Origin of the sequence: Streptomyces sporangiiformans, from assembly GCF_005768555.2 — a bacterium.
GTDB classification, from domain to species: domain Bacteria; phylum Actinomycetota; class Actinomycetes; order Streptomycetales; family Streptomycetaceae; genus Streptomyces; species Streptomyces sporangiiformans.
Genome location: NZ_VCHX02000297.1, coordinates 1 through 15,727, shown reverse-complemented (window position 1 = coordinate 15,727; position 15,727 = coordinate 1). Strand labels below are relative to the sequence as shown.

General features: G+C 70.8%; 18 protein-coding genes. 4 read left to right on the top strand and 14 right to left on the bottom strand.

The features are described from left to right. Positions 1 to 35 precede the first annotated feature (35 nt). Positions 36 to 1,655, bottom strand: a complete 1,620-nt coding sequence (locus FGD71_RS37285; protein WP_119104982.1) for an ABC-F family ATP-binding cassette domain-containing protein — start codon at positions 1,653 to 1,655, stop codon at positions 36 to 38. A gap of 82 nt (positions 1,656 to 1,737) precedes the next feature. Between FGD71_RS37285 and FGD71_RS37280 the strand changes: the two genes are divergently transcribed. From FGD71_RS37280 to FGD71_RS37270, 3 genes are all read left to right on the top strand, one after another. Beyond that, positions 1,738 to 3,228, top strand: a complete 1,491-nt coding sequence (locus tag FGD71_RS37280; RefSeq protein WP_119104981.1) for a bifunctional phosphatase PAP2/diacylglycerol kinase family protein — start codon at positions 1,738 to 1,740, stop codon at positions 3,226 to 3,228. Positions 3,229 to 3,360: 132 nt separating this feature from the next. Further along, on the top strand, positions 3,361 to 4,176 hold the full coding sequence (locus FGD71_RS37275) for a class I SAM-dependent methyltransferase (protein ID WP_119104980.1): 816 nt from the start codon (positions 3,361 to 3,363) through the stop codon (positions 4,174 to 4,176). A gap of 43 nt (positions 4,177 to 4,219) precedes the next feature. Then, entirely contained in the window at positions 4,220 to 4,390 is a 171-nt protein-coding gene (locus tag FGD71_RS37270; RefSeq protein ID WP_119104979.1) for a hydrophobic protein, read from the top strand. Positions 4,391 to 4,458: 68 nt separating this feature from the next. On the opposite strand, the gene FGD71_RS37265 is transcribed toward FGD71_RS37270, so the two are convergent. The 13 genes from FGD71_RS37265 to FGD71_RS37205 all read right to left on the bottom strand — a co-directional run bounded on the left by FGD71_RS37265 (position 4,459) and on the right by FGD71_RS37205 (position 14,022). Then, a complete protein-coding gene (locus tag FGD71_RS37265; protein ID WP_119104978.1) occupies positions 4,459 to 4,755 on the bottom strand; it encodes a gas vesicle protein K in 297 nt (98 codons plus the stop codon). Then, complete coding sequence (locus FGD71_RS37260; RefSeq protein ID WP_119104977.1) at positions 4,752 to 4,940, bottom strand: gas vesicle protein; 189 nt, start codon at positions 4,938 to 4,940, stop codon at positions 4,752 to 4,754. The genes FGD71_RS37265 and FGD71_RS37260 overlap by 4 nt, the downstream gene beginning before the upstream one ends. After that, the gene (locus tag FGD71_RS37255; RefSeq protein ID WP_119104976.1) at positions 4,937 to 5,749 is read right to left on the bottom strand and encodes a GvpL/GvpF family gas vesicle protein; all 813 of its coding nucleotides are present in this window, start codon (positions 5,747 to 5,749) and stop codon (positions 4,937 to 4,939) included. Before FGD71_RS37255 ends, FGD71_RS37260 begins: the two co-directional genes overlap by 4 nt. After that, on the bottom strand, positions 5,746 to 6,117 hold the full coding sequence (locus FGD71_RS37250; RefSeq protein ID WP_119104975.1) for a gas vesicle protein: 372 nt from the start codon (positions 6,115 to 6,117) through the stop codon (positions 5,746 to 5,748). The genes FGD71_RS37255 and FGD71_RS37250 overlap by 4 nt, the downstream gene beginning before the upstream one ends. Further along, the gene (locus tag FGD71_RS37245) at positions 6,114 to 7,241 is read right to left on the bottom strand and encodes an SRPBCC family protein (protein ID WP_119104974.1); all 1,128 of its coding nucleotides are present in this window, start codon (positions 7,239 to 7,241) and stop codon (positions 6,114 to 6,116) included. The genes FGD71_RS37250 and FGD71_RS37245 overlap by 4 nt, the downstream gene beginning before the upstream one ends. Further along, a complete protein-coding gene (locus FGD71_RS37240; protein ID WP_119104973.1) occupies positions 7,234 to 7,962 on the bottom strand; it encodes a DNA primase in 729 nt (242 codons plus the stop codon). The genes FGD71_RS37245 and FGD71_RS37240 overlap by 8 nt, the downstream gene beginning before the upstream one ends. Next, entirely contained in the window at positions 7,962 to 8,222 is a 261-nt protein-coding gene (locus FGD71_RS37235) for a gas vesicle protein GvpG (protein ID WP_119104972.1), read from the bottom strand. The genes FGD71_RS37240 and FGD71_RS37235 overlap by 1 nt, the downstream gene beginning before the upstream one ends. Positions 8,223 to 8,226: 4 nt before the next feature. Continuing rightward, positions 8,227 to 9,015, bottom strand: a complete 789-nt coding sequence (locus FGD71_RS37230) for a GvpL/GvpF family gas vesicle protein (protein ID WP_119104971.1) — start codon at positions 9,013 to 9,015, stop codon at positions 8,227 to 8,229. Continuing rightward, entirely contained in the window at positions 9,012 to 9,437 is a 426-nt protein-coding gene (locus tag FGD71_RS37225; protein ID WP_119104970.1) for a gas vesicle structural protein GvpA, read from the bottom strand. Before FGD71_RS37225 ends, FGD71_RS37230 begins: the two co-directional genes overlap by 4 nt. 84 nt (positions 9,438 to 9,521) lie before the next feature. Then, positions 9,522 to 9,803, bottom strand: coding sequence for a gas vesicle protein GvpO (locus FGD71_RS37220; RefSeq protein WP_119104969.1), 282 nt, complete (start codon positions 9,801 to 9,803; stop codon positions 9,522 to 9,524). 61 nt (positions 9,804 to 9,864) lie between these two features. After that, on the bottom strand, positions 9,865 to 10,800 hold the full coding sequence (gene ligD, locus FGD71_RS37215; protein WP_119104968.1) for a non-homologous end-joining DNA ligase: 936 nt from the start codon (positions 10,798 to 10,800) through the stop codon (positions 9,865 to 9,867). 37 nt (positions 10,801 to 10,837) lie between these two features. Further along, positions 10,838 to 12,685 carry a transketolase gene (locus FGD71_RS37210; RefSeq protein WP_119104967.1) on the bottom strand — a complete coding sequence of 616 codons (1,848 nt, stop codon included), beginning with the start codon at positions 12,683 to 12,685 and terminating at the stop codon, positions 10,838 to 10,840. After that, on the bottom strand, positions 12,682 to 14,022 hold the full coding sequence (locus FGD71_RS37205) for an NAD(P)/FAD-dependent oxidoreductase (RefSeq protein WP_119104966.1): 1,341 nt from the start codon (positions 14,020 to 14,022) through the stop codon (positions 12,682 to 12,684). Before FGD71_RS37205 ends, FGD71_RS37210 begins: the two co-directional genes overlap by 4 nt. Positions 14,023 to 14,204: 182 nt before the next feature. Here FGD71_RS37205 and FGD71_RS37200 point away from each other — a divergent pair, with 182 nt between their 5' ends. Continuing rightward, positions 14,205 to 15,170 (top strand): LLM class F420-dependent oxidoreductase, encoded by a 966-nt coding sequence (locus tag FGD71_RS37200; protein ID WP_119104965.1) that lies wholly within the window; start codon positions 14,205 to 14,207, stop codon positions 15,168 to 15,170. Positions 15,171 to 15,727: the final 557 nt, after the last annotated feature.

The window sequence follows — 15,727 nt, the reverse complement described above, 5'->3', positions numbered from 1 at the left end:
TGGCTGCCGGGCTACCGGGTTAACGGACTGCCGGACTACCTGGCGCGCTCCACGCGCCGCTCGTCCCACACCGGCTCCGCCGTCTCGCGCACCCTGCCGTCGCTGCCGAACACCAGGTAGCGGTCGAAGGAGCGCGCGAACCAGCGGTCGTGGGTGACGGCGAGGACGGTGCCCTCGTACGCCTCGAGGCCCTCCTGGAGGGCCTCGGCCGACTCCAGGTCGAGGTTGTCGGTGGGCTCGTCGAGGAGCAGGGCCGTCGCCCCCTCCAGCTCCAGCAGGAGAATCTGGAAACGGGCCTGCTGACCGCCGGAGAGCCGGTCGAAGCGCTGCTCGGCCTGGGCGGTCAGCTCGTAGCGCCGGAGCCGGGACATCGCGGCGCCACGGTCCTGGGAGTGCTCGGTCCACAGGATGTCGAGCAGCGTGCGCCCCTCCAGCTCGGGGTGGGAGTGCGTCTGCGCGAAGTGGCCGGGCACCACGCGCGCACCGAGCTTCCACGCTCCCGTGTGCGCCACCTCGCCGCCCGCGAGCAGCCGCAGGAAGTGCGACTTGCCGGAGCCGTTGGAGCCCAGTACGGCGACGCGCTCGCCGTAGAAGACCTCCAGGTCGAAGGGTTTCATCAGCCCGGTGAGCTCAAGTCCTGCGCAGGTGACGGCCCTTACTCCGGTACGGCCGCCCTTGAGCCGCATCCTGATGTCCTGCTCCCGGGGCGGCTCCGGCGGCGGGCCGGCCTCCTCGAACTTCCGCAGCCGGGTCTGCGCGGCCTGGTACCGCGAGGCCAGCTCGTGGCTGATCGTGGCCGCCTGCCGCAGGTTGAGCACCAGCTTCTTCAGCTGGGCATGCTTCTCGTCCCAGCGCCGCCGCAGCTCCTCGAAGCGCGCGAAGCGTTCGCGGCGGGCCTCGTGGTACGTGGCGAACCCGCCGCCGTGCACCCACGCGTCGGCGCCCGCCGGTCCCGGCTCCACGCTCACGATCTTCTCGGAGGCGCGGGCGAGGAGTTCGCGGTCGTGGGACACGAACAGGACGGTCTTGCGCGTCTCCCGCAGCCGCTCCTCCAGCCAGCGCTTGCCGGGCACGTCGAGGTAGTTGTCCGGCTCGTCGAGCAGCAGCACCTCGTCGGTGCCGCGCAGCAGCGCCTCCAGCACGAGCCGCTTCTGCTCGCCGCCGGACAGCGTCCGCACCTCGCGGAACTGCGCTTTTTCGTACGGCACACCGAGCGCGGCCATGGTGCAGATGTCCCACAGCGTCTCGGACTCATAGCCCCGGACTTCGGCCCAGTCGGCGAGCGCCTGCGCGTACTGGAGCTGTGCGGCCTCGTCGTCGACGGTCATGATCGCGTGCTCGGCGACGTCGACGGCCGTCGCCGCCTCGCGGATCCGGGGCGGCGCGACCGACACGAGCAGATCGCGCACGGTCGTCTCGTCGCGTACGGATCCCACGAACTGGCGCATCACCCCGAGCCCGCCGCTGACCGTGACGGTGCCTCCGTGCGGCTTCAGCTCCCCCGCTATCAGCCGCAGCAGGGTCGTCTTCCCGGCGCCGTTGGGGCCCACCAGCGCGACCGCTGCCCCTTCGCCCACCCGGAAGGACACATCGCCGAGCAGCGCCCTCCCGTCGGGGAGGTAGTACTCGAGGTGCGCCGCTTCCAGATGTCCCATGGTTGCGCATTGTCCGGGTGGGCCGGGGTGATCGGCAAACGGTTATGCGCGAAGCGGGGCCCGCCGGGGTACTCGCAGTTGCATGACCGCAGATGTAGACCTCACCGTCCCCGAATCCGGCCATGCCCTGCGTGACCGGATGCTGGCCGTGGACTGCCGCCTCTTCGACTCCGTCGCCACTCGGCACTGGCCGGGCGCCGATCACCTCCTGCCGCGGCTGAGCCGCAGCGCCAACCACGGGGTGCTGTGGTTCGCCACGGCGACGGCCCTCGCGGCGACGCGTTCGCCGAAGGCCCGCCGCGCCGCCGCCCGGGGCGTCGCCTCGCTCGCCCTGGCCTCGGCGACCATCAACACGCTCGGCAAGCGGTCGGTGCGGCGCCCGCGCCCGCTGCTCGACGCGGTGCCGATGATCCGTCAGCTGAAGCGGCAGCCGATCACCACCTCCTTCCCGTCGGGGCACTCCGCGTCGGCCGCGGCCTTCGCGGCGGGCGTCGCCCTGGAGTCCCGGCCGCTGGGCGCTGTGGTCGCCCCGGTCGCCGCCGCGGTCGCCCTGTCCCGGGTCTACACGGGCGTCCACTACCCCAGTGACGTCCTCGTGGGCGCGGCGCTCGGCGTGGGCGCCGCCTACGCCGTACGCGGCGTCGTGCCGACCCGCGACCAGCTGCCGTCCCCGGGCCGCCCGCACGTGGACGCGCCCGCACTCCCGGACGGGCGGGGCCTGGTCCTCGTGGCCAACAAGGAGGCCGGCACCCCGGAGGCGGTCCGCGCCCTGAACGCGGCTCTGCCGCACGCCGAGATCGTGGAGTGCGAGGCGGCCGATCTTCGGGCCGAGTTCGAGAAGGCGGCAAGCCGGGCCGAGGTACTGGGCGTGTGCGGCGGCGACGGCACGGTGAACGCGGCGGCCGAGGTCGCCCTGCGCCACGGCCTCCCGCTCGCGGTGCTGCCCGGCGGCACACTCAACCACTTCGCGCACGACGTGGGCGTGGAGGACGTGGGTGAGCTGAGCCGGGCCCTCCAGGAGGGCGACGCCGTACGCGTGGACGTGGGCCACTTCTCCTCCGGCACCGTCGAGGGCCTGTTCCTCAACACCTGCAGCCTGGGCGTGTACCCCGAGCTGGTCCACGAGCGGGAGCGCTGGTCACGGCGGATCGGCGGCTGGCCCGCCGGGGTGCTCGCGGCCCTGCGTGTGCTGCGTGCGGACCGGCATCCGCTGAGTACCGAATTCCGCGGCAGCGAGCGCCCGTTGTGGCTGCTGTTCGCCGGCAACGGCACGTATCACCGCATGGGGCTGGCGCCCGGCCGCCGCTTCGACCTCGCGGACGGCCGGCTGGACGTACGCGTCGTGCACGGGGGCCGCAAACCCGCCGCCCGGCTCCTCGCCGCGGCCGTCGCGGGACCGCTGACCCGCTCCCCCGTGCACGCGGCGGTACGGGTCGGCAGGCTCCATGTGGACGGCATCTCGCCCGGCACCCTCCTGGCGTACGACGGCGAAGTCACAACGGTGGAAGGCGAGTTGACACTCAAGAAGCTCCCCGAGGCGCTGACCGTCTACCGGCCGCTTCCCTCTCGCTGACCATCACTGACCGCACCGGAAACCGATCAGCGGTTCAGTTCAGCTCGTCCGCATTGCAAGACGCGTATCTCATTATTCGACACGGCGGCGTACGGTGATCCCACGGGTATCGCCACAACGGAAGGGGACGCCGTGTCGAAGGAGACCGCCGTCTACACCCACGGCCACCACGAGTCCGTGCTGCGCTCGCACACCTGGCGCACGGCCGCCAATTCGGCGGCGTACCTCCTCGGTTCGCTCAAGCCCCACATGACGGTCCTGGACATCGGCTGCGGGCCCGGCACCATCACCGCCGACCTGGCGGAACTGGTCCCCGACGGCCGGGTCACCGGGGTCGACCAGGCGCCGGACATCCTGGAGCAGGCCCGGGCCACGGCCGCCGAACGGGGCCTGGAGAACATCGAGTTCGCGGTCAGGGACGTGCACGCGCTGGACTACCCGGACGACTCCTTCTGCGTCGTCCACGCGCATCAGGTACTGCAACACGTGGGCGACCCGGTGCGGGCTCTGCGCGAGATGTACCGGGTCACCAAGCCGGGCGGGTACGTTGCCGTGCGCGACTCGGACTACTCGGCGATGACCTGGTATCCGCGCCCGTCCGGCATGGACGACTGGCTGGACCTGTATCTGCGTGTCGCCCGCGCCAACGGCGGTGAGCCGGACGCGGGGCGGCGCCTCAAGTCCTGGGCGCTGGAGGCCGGTTTCACCGACATCACCGCCTCGTCGAGTACCTGGTGCTTCGCCACCGCCGAGGAACTCGCGTGGTGGAGCGGCCTGTGGGCGGACCGCACACTCACCTCCGCGTACGCGGACCGCGCGACGGAGGGCGGCCACGCGACGCCCGAGCAACTGCGCGGGGTGTCGGAGGCCTGGCGGGAGTGGGGACGGCAGGAGGACGCCTGGTTCTCCGTCCTGCACGGAGAAATTCTCTGCCGAAAGCCTGCCTGATTCCCGTACTCCGGGAAACCCGTACAGCAGGAGGTTTCACATTATGGTTCCCATCCTGCTTGTACTGCTTCTGGCGCTGCTACTGTTCGGCGCCGGATTCGCGGTGAAACTGCTCTGGTGGATTGCCCTGGTGGTTCTTGTCGTTTGGCTGCTGGGATTCCTGGTCCGCGGAACGACCGCGACCGGGACCAGGTCACGCTGGTATCGCTGGTAGTCAGAGGCAGTCAGAATTCCACACTGTTCGAGGCTTCTTCGAAGCCTGTTCCCGGGGTAGCGGAAAGCCTATTCCCGGGGTAGTAGTGGTCCGAGCGGCCCGAGGTCCAGATTGAGGTCCTCGGGCCGCAGGCCGTAGCGGTCGCGCAGTTCGGCCATGCGGTCGTCGAGAAGCATCAGGGTCAGCCCGATCCGCTCCTCCTGATCCTCCGATAACTCCCCGGTGTCGAAACGGCGCACAGCCTGCCGCTCCATCAACTGCCGCAGCAGCTCGACGACGGTCAGCACGAGCTTGACGAGGTCGCGTTCCACCGTGTCCGGGTCGAGCTCCAGGCGGTTCTGACGGCTCTTTCGGGGCGTGGTCACGGCACCTCCTGCCAGGGCGAGCGGACCTGCTCGTTCACCGAGCTGATGAGTGCGTTCAGGTCGATGCGTACGAGATCGACGTCCGCGATCCGCAAAGTGAGGTCTCCGGTGATGACGACCCCGCCCGCGAGCAGCCGGTCGAGCAGGTCCACAAGGGCGATCTCACGGCGTTCGACGACGGTCACGGGCCGGCCTCCCCCTCCGGGGCGCCGAAGGAGCCACTGAACGAGTACGCGGCCCAGGGGCCGGTGAGTTCCACCCGCAGGCCTGCCTCCTCGTCCTTCGTACGGTCCACCAGTTCCACAAATTCCTCTGAATCAGAACGCGGTACGAGATAGGCAGCATTGAGCACATTGCGACCGGAGGCACGGGAAAGCGCCGCGTTCTGCGGCGCATGAATCCGGGTGTCCTCCGCGAACCGGGAAAGGGCGCCATGAAGTCTGCGGGCGAATTCTTCGGCACGCTCCCATTTCTCCTCATGGGCTCGGCGCTGCCGACGACGCTGCCGCAGATAGTCGCGTCCGCTTCCGCTCTTCACGGGCGGCGTCCGCTTCTCGGAAACTGGCGTTTCTTCGGGCGTTTCTTCGGGCGTTTCTTCGGATTCCGCGTAGACCTTCACGCCCCATTCCACCCGTCCGTCGAGCCGGTCGAGTGTCCGCAGGAAGGCCTCCTCATGGGCCTCCATCATCGTGCGTACGCCGCTGTCGTCCCGGAACACGGTGGCGAGCCGGAGCGGCAGGGGCGAGGTGACCACGGTGAGCGCGTCGATCACGCTGTGGTGGGCCCGCGCGGTCTCGGTGAGCCAGTCCAGGTCCTCCAGGTGGGCTCGCAGCGGCTCCTCGGCGAAGTCCTCCTCCGGTACGGCGCTGACGATGGCGATCAGGCCGTGGTGGGTCAGCTGCTTGGGCGGCACGCCCGCGACGCCCGTCAGCTGGGCGGGAAGGGTGCTGCCGAAGGGGCGGCAGATGGCGTAGACATAGCGCAGACCGCTCATGAGGCCTCCTCTTCCGCGCGTGGCTCCGTGGCGGATTCCACGCGTGGTTCCCTGCGTGGTGCGCGCCCGCCCTCCAGTTCGGCGACGTGTGCGCGCAACTCGGCGTTCTCTCGGGCCAGTTCGTTCCGGCGCGCACTGGAGGACAGTGCGGGGTCGGACTCCCACCAGTCGATGCCCATCTCCTTCGCCTTGTCGACGGAGGCGACGATGAGGCGCAGCTTGATGGTGAGCAGTTCGATGTCCAGCAGGTTGATGCGGATGTCGCCCGCGATCACGATGCCCTTGTCCAGCACCCGCTCCAGGATGTCGGCGAGGTTGGCACTGCTGTCCCGCCCGTAGGGCTCGGGGTACCGTCCGGGGGTCGTCATCGGGAGCTCCCGTGCTCGGTGGGCTCGTATTCGCCCTCGGGCTCGTATTCGCCCTCGGGCTCGTATTCGCCCTCGGGCTCGTATTCGTCCTCCGGCTCGTCGCCTTCCGCCTCTTCAGGCTCTTCCCCTTCTTCCTCTTCGGCGTACTCCTCATCCTCATCCTCGGGGATCGGGCCCTCTTCCGCCTCCTCGTCCTGGTACGCGCCGTCGTCCTCGGCCTCGGCCTCGTACGGGCCCTCCCCCTCGTCGGCCTCCTCGGCGACCGCGTCCTCATGAGTGCGCAGCACCTCGCCGTCGCGGATCTCGCCGCGCCAGCCGTCGCCGGCCTCGCCGCGGAGGGTGACGTAGCGGGCGAAGTGCTTGAGGTCGAGGCGCGCCCTGCGGCCCTGTGCGCGCCACAGATTGCCCGTCTTCTCGAACAGGCCCTTGGGGTAGTACTCGATGATCAGCAGGACTCGCGTGAGGTTCTCGGCGAGCGGGTGGAAGGAGACGACGCCCTTCGTCGTGCCCTTCGCGCCCTCCGAAGTCCAGGAGATGCGGTCGTCGGGCACTTGCTCGGTGGTGTGGGCCTTCCAACTACGGCTGGACCAGAAGACCTTGAGCTGCCAGTCCGAGGTGGTGTCGTCGGCACGGTTCGCGTTCTTCACACCCTTGGCGAAGGTGCTGAACTCCTGGTACTGGGTCCACTGGTCGTACGCGGTGCGCAGCGGTACCCCGACGTCGACGTACTCCATGATGACGGTGGGCTTCCTGCCAGCGCCGCCTTTGCTCCTGCCCTTGCCCTTGCTTCCGCGCAGGTTCTCGAGCGCGTCGCGTACCTGCTCCTTGGCGCGGGAGGCGCCCACTTCGAGGGCGCTGCGCAACGGCCCCTTGCCCTCGGCGAGTTTGCGTCCACCGTCCAGGGCGAGCCGCGCGAAGCCGGGGCTGTTGCCCTCGGCGATGTCGTTGAGCTTGACGGTCGACTCGCCCAGCCTGCGACCGAAGCCGATCAGCAGACGCTGGGCCTGGGCCGCGGCATACTCCTGGAGTTCCGCCTTGAGACGGTCGGCGGCCTCGCTCTGAGCGACGCCGCCCAGGCCGCCGCCCTTCGTCTGTTCCGTCGCGGTCTTGAGGGTGTCAGTCATCGTCCCGACCTCCCTCGGCAGTCCGGCGGCGCGCGGTACGGCGCGCGGAGTCCGTTGCGGCGGCCGTCTTCTTCCCGGGCGCCTTCTTGGCGGTCTTCGCCGCCACCTTCTTGCTCGCGGCCTTCTTGGCGGGGGCCGTCGCCGCCATCTTCTTGACGGGCTTCTTGCTCTGCGCCTTCTTCGCCGCGACCTTCTTCGCGGGCGCTTTCTTGGCAGCGGCCTTCCGGGCGGGGGCCGCGTCCGGCGGAGCCGGATCAGGTTCTTCGCGGTCTTCGACGTCTTCGCGGTCTTCGGCGTCTTCGCGGTCTTCGGCGTCTTCGCGGTCTTCGGGTTCTTCGACGTCTTCGAAATCGTCGAAGTCGTCGGGGTCCTGCTCGTCCTCGAACCCCGGCACGTCCGGTGCCACGCCGGCGATGCGCTCGCGGACCTCCGCGGTCCGGCCGTGCAGCCGGTCCGCCAGCGCCCCGATCTGGCGCTCGACCAGCGCTCCGGACGCCGCCTTGCCCACTCCGCGCAGTTCCTCGCGCAGCTGGTCGCCGACCTCCTTGAACTGCGGATTGTTCCGCAGTTGCTGATCCACCAGGTCCACAAGCATCCGCGGGCTGAGCCGCATCCGCCGGCCGGCCACTAGGGTGCCGACGGCGAACGCCAGCTTCATCTTCTTCGTACGTCCGAGGACGTATCCGGCCCCTACCGCGAGGCCAAGTCCCACTCGGTTCATCATGTCGTCCCGTTACCTCGTCCCGAGCTCCTGCCCAGACCTGTCTCCAGCCGGTCGAGGAGCTCGTCCTCCCGGCGGTCGAACTCCGCGTCGTCGATCTCGCCCGCCTCGAGCCGTTGCTCGAGAAGGGCGAGTTCGGCGCGGACCGTGGCCGGGTCGTAGTACTGGCGCTCGGCTTCGGCCACCACCTGTCTGATGGTCCAGAGGCTGCCGCGCACGGGTGCGAACGGCAGCAGCAGTACCTCTCCGATCAGTCCCATGCGCTCAGTGCCCCGTCTCCGCCGCTGCGGCGGGCCCCGCCTGGATGGCCCCCGTCTCGGCGGGCTCGGACGGCCCGGGTTCGACGAAGCTGTAGGGCGGCAGCGGCCCGTTGACGCGGACGTCGAGATGCGGATGCCCCTTGCGGACCTGTTCGACGGCGGTGAGGAACACCTCGGCCGATTCGCGCTCCACCAGGAACGACAGGTTGGCCAGCCAGCCGGTGGACTCGGGGCCCACGCTCACGGCGTCGGCGGCCGGTTCCAGGGTGTGCTGCAGATCGACGGCGTCCTCCGCCTCGCGGGCCTTCAGCGCGGACGCCACCATCTCTCCGAGGCGCAGCCGCTGCTCGTAACTGCCACCGCCCGCCTGACGATTGGCCTCGGCGAGCGCCCTGATCTCCGAGTTCTGGGCCATCACGCCGTGCAGCGCGGCCTCTTCGTTGTGACTGGCCTTGACGTTGTACTCGACCTTGCCCGCCAGCGCGTCGAGGCGCTCCTTGTAGTGTTCCGCGCGTTCGCCGAGCACCCCCGTGACGGCCGCGTCGTCCAGTGCGACGCTGCCGAACCGCATGGGCAGCAGCGCGCCGCCCGCGCCCGCCTCGGCCAGCACGTTCTGGTGGGCGAGCAGCTCTTTGCGCTTGGGTCGCAACCCTTCGGGGGCGTCGCTGACGATCGCGGCAAGGCCGGCCTCCTTGACGACGCGCACCGGGCGGGCCGGATCGCCGACGCCGCCCATGCCGTCGGGGAGCGAAGGATGCGAGTCGGCGGCGATGCCGTAGACGTACGTGCTCACTCCTGCTCCTCCTTCTTGCGCGCGGTGGTCTTGCGGGCTCGCGGCCGGGACTCGGTCTGGCCCTCCTCCCTGGCCTGCTTGAACGCGTCGGAGACGGTCTCGGCGGCGCCGGACAGCGCCCCCTTCGACTTGCCGCGCGCGCCGGACTCGGTGATCTGGCCGACCACGTCGGGCAGCCCGGGGCTCTTGCGCGGCCCGGCCTCCAGGTCGAGCCGGTTGCACGCCTCGGCGAACCGCAGATAGGTGTCGACACTGGCGACGACCACGCGGACGTCGATCTTCAGGATCTCGATGCCGACGAGGGAAACTCGCACGAACGCGTCGATGACGAGCCCCCGGTCGAGGATGAGCTCCAGAACGTCGTAGAGGCCGCTGCTGCCGCCTCCGCCGCCGGTCTGCTGCTGTGCTGGGACGACGGTCATGACGACCGGCCCTCCTTCTCTGACTTATCTGGCTTGTCTGGATTGTCTAGCTTCTCTGGTGTTGAGGCTTCGCGGGACGGCGGCCTAGCGGCGGCCGGGCCTGTGAGCTTCGGCCCTCCCGCGTTCGTAGCGACGGACGCGCCGATAGCCGGTGAGATGGCCCTGCGGGTCGAGAGTCACCTGATAGCCGGCGAGGAGACTCATCGTGTCGGGAACCCTGGGGAGTTCCAGGACCTCGATCTCCAAAGTCCAGCCGTCCTCGGTGCGTTCGAAGGACGACACCGACTCGGCTGCCATGCCGGTGAGTTCGGCGAGCTGGGCGCGTGCCTCCTGCAATACCTCTTGTGGTTTGGGTGAGTTCGTCATAGGCCCCCTCCAACTCCGGGTGGCCTGAGGCGAGTTGCCCAAACCTGCGAAAGCGCGTGCCTCAGCCGCGCAACGCGTCGAGCCTGCGCCGGGCGGGGCCGAGTGCCCGCCCGCGGCGCAGCAGACCGGACCACGGGTCGGTACGGGCCTGGTCGACGGCGTCGTCGATGGTCCAGTGGCGGGGGCCCAGCTCAGGGTCGTCCAGCCGTTCCCAGCTGATGGGCGTGGCCACCGGGGCGCCGGGCCTGGCCCGGACGGTGAAGGGAACGACCGCGGTCTGCGCGTACGCGTTGCGCTGCACGTCCACGTAGAGCCGGTCCCCGCGCTCCTTCTTGCGGGCGGCCGTGGTCAGTGCGTCGGGGTGCTCGGCGGTGAGTGTCCCGGCCACATCCCTGGCGAACTCGCGTGCCTCGTCGAAGTCGTGGTGTCCATTGAGCGCCACGACGACGTGCAGGCCGCGTGAGCCGGTGGTCATCAGCGCGGACGGCAGCTCGATCCGGTCGAGGAGCTCGCCGAGCCACCGGGCCGCCCGGCGGACGGCGTCGAAGTCGTCGTCGGCCGGGTCGAGGTCGAAGACCATGCGGTCGGGCCGGTCGATCCGGTCGACGCGGGACAGCCAGCGGTGCAGCGTCACACAGGCCTGGTCCGCGAGGTAGACGAGGGTCGCGGTGTCGTCGCACACGGGGTGGCAGACGGTGCCTCCCTCCTTGGGCACCTCGATGCGGCTGATCCAGTCCGGATCGTGGTCCTGGAGGTTCTTCTGCATGAACCGGGGGCCGTCGAGCCCGTCCGGGTGCCGCTCCAGCATCAGCGGCCGCCCCCGCAGATGGGGCAGCATGAACGGCGCCACGGCCCGGTAGTAGGCGACGAGGTCCTCCTTGGTGTACTCCCTGTTGCGCCCGTCGCCCGGGAAGAGCACCTTGCCGGGGCGGTGCAGCTCCACGGTGCGCCGGCCGGCCCGTACGGTCGTCGTGCCGCCGGTCGTCGTGCCGCCCATGGTCACTCCCTCCGTACGCGCACGCCGACGGCCGCCCTCACCGCACGACCGCCTGCTCCACCAGCAGCTTCGCCGAGGCCGCGATCGACTCCCGGTCGATGCCCGCGGCGTGCAGCTGCTCCTCGGGCGAGGCCGAGCCGGGCATGGTGCGCACGGCGAGGCGGACCAGACGGGGGGTCGGGCGGCCGTCGAGGAAGGCGTCGAGGACCGCGTCGCCGAGGCCGCCCTCCTCACGGTGGTCCTCGACGGTGAGCAGGCAGCCGGTGTGTTCGGCGGCGTCGCGCAGGGTGCCGCGGTCGACGGGTTTGACGGAGTAGAGGTCGATGACCTGGACGGGGATGCCGTCCCTGTCGAGCATGTCCGCGGCTGCCAGGGCCTCGTTCACCGTCACTCCGGCGGCGACGAGGGTCAGCCGGTCCTGGGCGGAGACGCGCAGCACCTTGCTGCCCCCGATGGGGAAGTCCTCGTTCGGCCCGTAGATGACCGGTGACGCTCCGCGCGAGGTCCGCAGATAGCGGATCCCCTCGCAGCCCGCCATCGCGGCGACGAGATGGGCCGTCTGGTTGGCGTCGCACGGGTAGAGGACGGTCGAGTCGTGCAGGGCGCGGAACATCGCCAGGTCCTCCAGGCCCATCTGGGAGGGCCCGTCCTGGCCGATCGCGACGCCCGCGTGCGAGCCGACGAAGTTGATGCCGCTGCCACTGATGGACGCCATGCGGATGAAGTCATGAGCACGGGTGAAGAACGCGGCGAAGGTCGAGGCGTACGGCACCCAGCCGCGTGCGGCGAGCCCCACGGCGGCGGCGACGAGTTGCTGCTCGGCGATGTAGCACTCGAAGAACCGGTCGGGGTGCTCCTTCGCGAAGAACTCGGAGCGCGTCGAGTCGCTCACCTCGCCGTCGAGGGCGACGACATCGCCGCGCGCCGCGCCGAGCGCCGCGAGTGCCTTGCCGAAGGCGTCGCGGGTGGCGACCTGATCACCGAGCTCGAAGCGGGGCAGCTCCAGATGGCCGGCCCGTACGGCGTGCAACATCCGTGCGGCGGGCGGCGGTTGGACCTCGACGCGGATGTCGCGTATGCCGCCGAGTTCCGTGATCGCCTCGTCGGCGTCGGGCAGCGGTTTGCCGTGCAGCCCCTCGCGGTCCTGGGCGGACTCGACTCCCCTGCCCTTCAAGGTGCGGGCGAGGATCGCGGTCGGCTGTCCGATCGTGGAGACGGCCTCGCCGTACGCGCGGTCGACGGCGTCCACATCATGGCCGTCGACCTCGATCGTGTGCCAGCCGAAGGCCTGGAAGCGGCGCGCGTACGCGTCGAGGTCGTGGCCGTGCCGGGTCGGGCCGCGCTGCCCGAGCCGGTTGACGTCCACGATCGCCGTGAGATTGTCGAGGTGCTCATGGCCGGCGTGCTCGGCCGCCTCCCACACGGAGCCCTCGGCCATCTCGCTGTCGCCGCACAGCACCCATACCCGGTAGCCGACCCGGTCGAGCCGCTTGCCGGACAGGGCGATGCCGACGCCCACGGGCAGCCCCTGCCCGAGCGAGCCGGTGGCCGTCTCGACCCACGGGAGCCGACGGGGTGTCGGATGCCCTTCGAGCCGGCTGCCGAGTTTACGGAAGGTCATCAGCTCGGTCTCGTTGATCGCCCCCGCCGCCTTGTACGTGGCGTACAGCAGGGGCGAGGCATGCCCCTTGGAGAGGACGAAACGGTCGTTGCCGGGATGGGCGGGCCGGTCGAAGTCGTAGCGGAGATGGTGGGCGAGGAGGACCGCCATGAGGTCGGCGGCGGACATCGAGGAGGTGGGGTGCCCAGAGCCCGCAGCAGCGGCCGCGCGGACGCTGTCGACGCGCAGCTGCTGGCCCAGGTCGGTGAGTTGACGGCTCTTCATGACTTTCCTTCCGCAGGACTCGGACGTTCGGGCCTCCCCGGGACATGCGCCAGCTCGGGGGACGAGGTGTCCAGCGGCACGGCCCAGGAGCGGACCAGGCCCAACTGCACGCCCTGGCGCGGCAGTACCGCGTCCAGGAGCCAGTCGGCGGCCACCCGGATCCGGTTGCCGGGCATCGCGGCCAGGTGGTAGCCGCGGGTGACGGCGCCCGCGAGCGGCCCGGACAGCGGAACGCCGAGCGGGTTGGCGGCTGCCTTGACTCCGCCGAGGTCGACGGTGAAGCCCATGTCGCGGTGGCGGTAGGCGCGACGGTTGCCGCCGCCGAGTGAGGCGGCGACGTTGTGGCCGGCGGTCTTTCCCTGCCGCCAGGCGTGCTGTGCCGTCATCGGCGTGTACTGGCCGGGTTTCTCCAGGTCCGGTACCGCGGCCGCGTCGCCGCACGCGAACACCTCGGGGTGGCCCGGCACCTGAAGGTGGGGGTCGACGAGCAGCCGGCCGCGTTCCATGGGCAGCCCGAGCGTCTCGGCCAGCGGATCGGGCCGTACGCCGACGCACCACACCAGGGTCCGGGTGTCGATGAACTCCCCGTCGCTGAGCTGCACTCCGGTCGGGGTCGCCTCCTTCACGGAGGTTTCGGTGCGGACGTCGACGCCGCGCCCCCGCAGCACGCTGTCGGCGGTGCGCGAGAGCCGCTCGTCCAGCTCCGGCAGGACGCGTGACGCGATGTCGAGCAGCACCCAGCGCGGACGCATGCCCTGGCGCAGGGGCTGTTTGCGCACCAGCGCGTCGGTGAACAGCTGCCCGTGCGCGGCGACTTCGGTGCCGGTGTAGCCGGCGCCGACCACCACGAAGGTGCACCGCGAGGAGCAGGCCTTCGGGTCGTCGTCGGCCGCCACGAGCTCCACCTGACGGGTGACGTGGTCGCGCAGGTACAGCGCCTCGGGCAGGCCCCGGAAGCCGTGCGCGTGCTCGGCGACACCGGGGATGGGCAACAGCTTGTTGACGCTGCCGGCGGCGAGCACGAGACGGTCGTAGGACAGCGTGCCCACGCCGCCCTCGGCGTCGCTGTAGTGCACGGTCTGCGCGTCGAGGTCGATGCCGTCGGCCTCGCCGAGCACCAGCCGTACGTCCTTGAGGGTGCCTGTCAGCGAGACGGTGACCCGGCGCGGTTCGAGCACCCCGGCGGCCACCTGCGGCAGCAGGGGCAGATACAGGAAGTAGTCCGTCGGGTTCAGCAGGATGATGTCGGCCCTGCCCTGCGCCAGCCGGGACAGGGTGCGTGCCGTTCGGTAACCGGCGAATCCGGCGCCGACGATCACGACGCGGGGTCGACTCATAGTGCTCCTCCGGCGGGGTCGCTCGTACGGGCTTTCCGCGTCCCCCTGGCCCCGGCACCCAAACGTCGGCCGCCCTGGACAGTGGCGCCCGCGCGCGTGGCGCCCGGGCGGTGGCGTTTCGCGCGAGGCCCCGGGGATACCCGGACGAGGACCCTGACCCGCCCCGTCGCGGAGGTGCCCCCATGGTCGAATACGGCTACTTCCTGTCGACCGAGGAGTTCGGTCCCGCCGACCTCGTCGAGCAGGCGAGGATGGCCGAGCAGGCAGGTTTCCAGTCGCTGTGGATCTCGGACCACTACCACCCGTGGAACGACGCGCAGGGCCAGAGCCCCTTCGTGTGGTCCGTGATCGGCGCACTCTCCGAGGCCGTGTCCCTGCCGATCGAGACGGCGGTCACCTGCCCGACCGTGCGGACCCACCCGGCGGTGGTGGCGCAGGCCGCGGCGACCAGCGCGGTGATGACGAACGGCCGCTTCCGGCTCGGCGTCGGCAGCGGCGAGGCCCTGAACGAGCACATCCTCGGTGACGCCTGGCCGCCCGCGCACGTCCGTCTGGACATGCTGGAGGAGGCGATCCAGGTGATACGCCACCTGTTCAGCGGCGAGGAGGTCAACCACTCCGGCGCCCATTACACGGTCGAGAACGCCCGCCTCTACACGGTCCCGGACGAGCCCGTCCCGATCGACATCTCGGGCTTCGGACCGCAGGCGACCGCGCTCGCGGCCCGGGTCGGCGACGGCTACATCACGGTGATGCCGGACGAGTCGATGGTCGAGCAGTTCCGCAAGGGCGGCGGTGGCGCCGAGCCGGTCAGCGGCGGTACGAAGGTCTGTTACGGCCAGGACCGGGACGAGGCCGTACGCACGGTCCACCGGCTCTGGTTCAACGCGCTGCTCCCCGGCGAGATGGGCCAGGTGCTGCCCTCGCCGAGCCATTTCGAGCAGCTGAAGCCGCTGATCACCGAGGACATGGTGAGCAGCAACGTGGTCTGCGGGGACGACGTCGACCAGCACGTGGCCGCCCTCTCCGCGTTCGTGGATGCCGGGTTCGACCGGGTCTACGTCAATCAGATCGGCCCCGACCAGCGCGGCTTCTTCGACTTCTACCGCACCAAGGTGCTGCCGCAGCTGGCCGACGGGGTCCGCTGACGCCCGTCCACCGGTCGGCGGACCGGCCGACTCTCGGCCCAGACGGTGTCTCCTCTCCCGACCGTCTGGGCCGAGTCGACATCCCGGCCACGCACGAGATGCCGTGCCGCACGGGTCACCGGCCGGCCGGGTCTGGGGGCCTGCGGCGAACGGCGGCTACACGCGCCGGCAGGCGGCACGCATCGGCGGCGCGCCGCCGAGCACGGATGGATTCGGCTGGTCCGAGGAACCGGCGTCCTCGGACGGCCTGGCGGCTCTGCGCGGCTCCGCACCTCGTACGCGACGCGCTGACCTGCGCCGTCGCAGCACGGCGGCGGCCGCGGTGCCCGTCCGGACAGAAAAGGGCCGTCGCCACGGGCGGAAGGCCCGGGCGACGGCGACGGTTCTGTGTGTGGCGCGAGGCGGCTCACTGGGCCCGGTGGTGCGGAGACTCAGGGTCCGGCGGAAAGGTCCCGCGCGGCGTCTGGGGCGGCGCCGTGGGGGGAGGCGTGGGCGGGGGCGCGGCCTCGCCGGACGCGTCGGGCGCGCCGGTCGTACCGCCCATGCCGCCGGGCGCG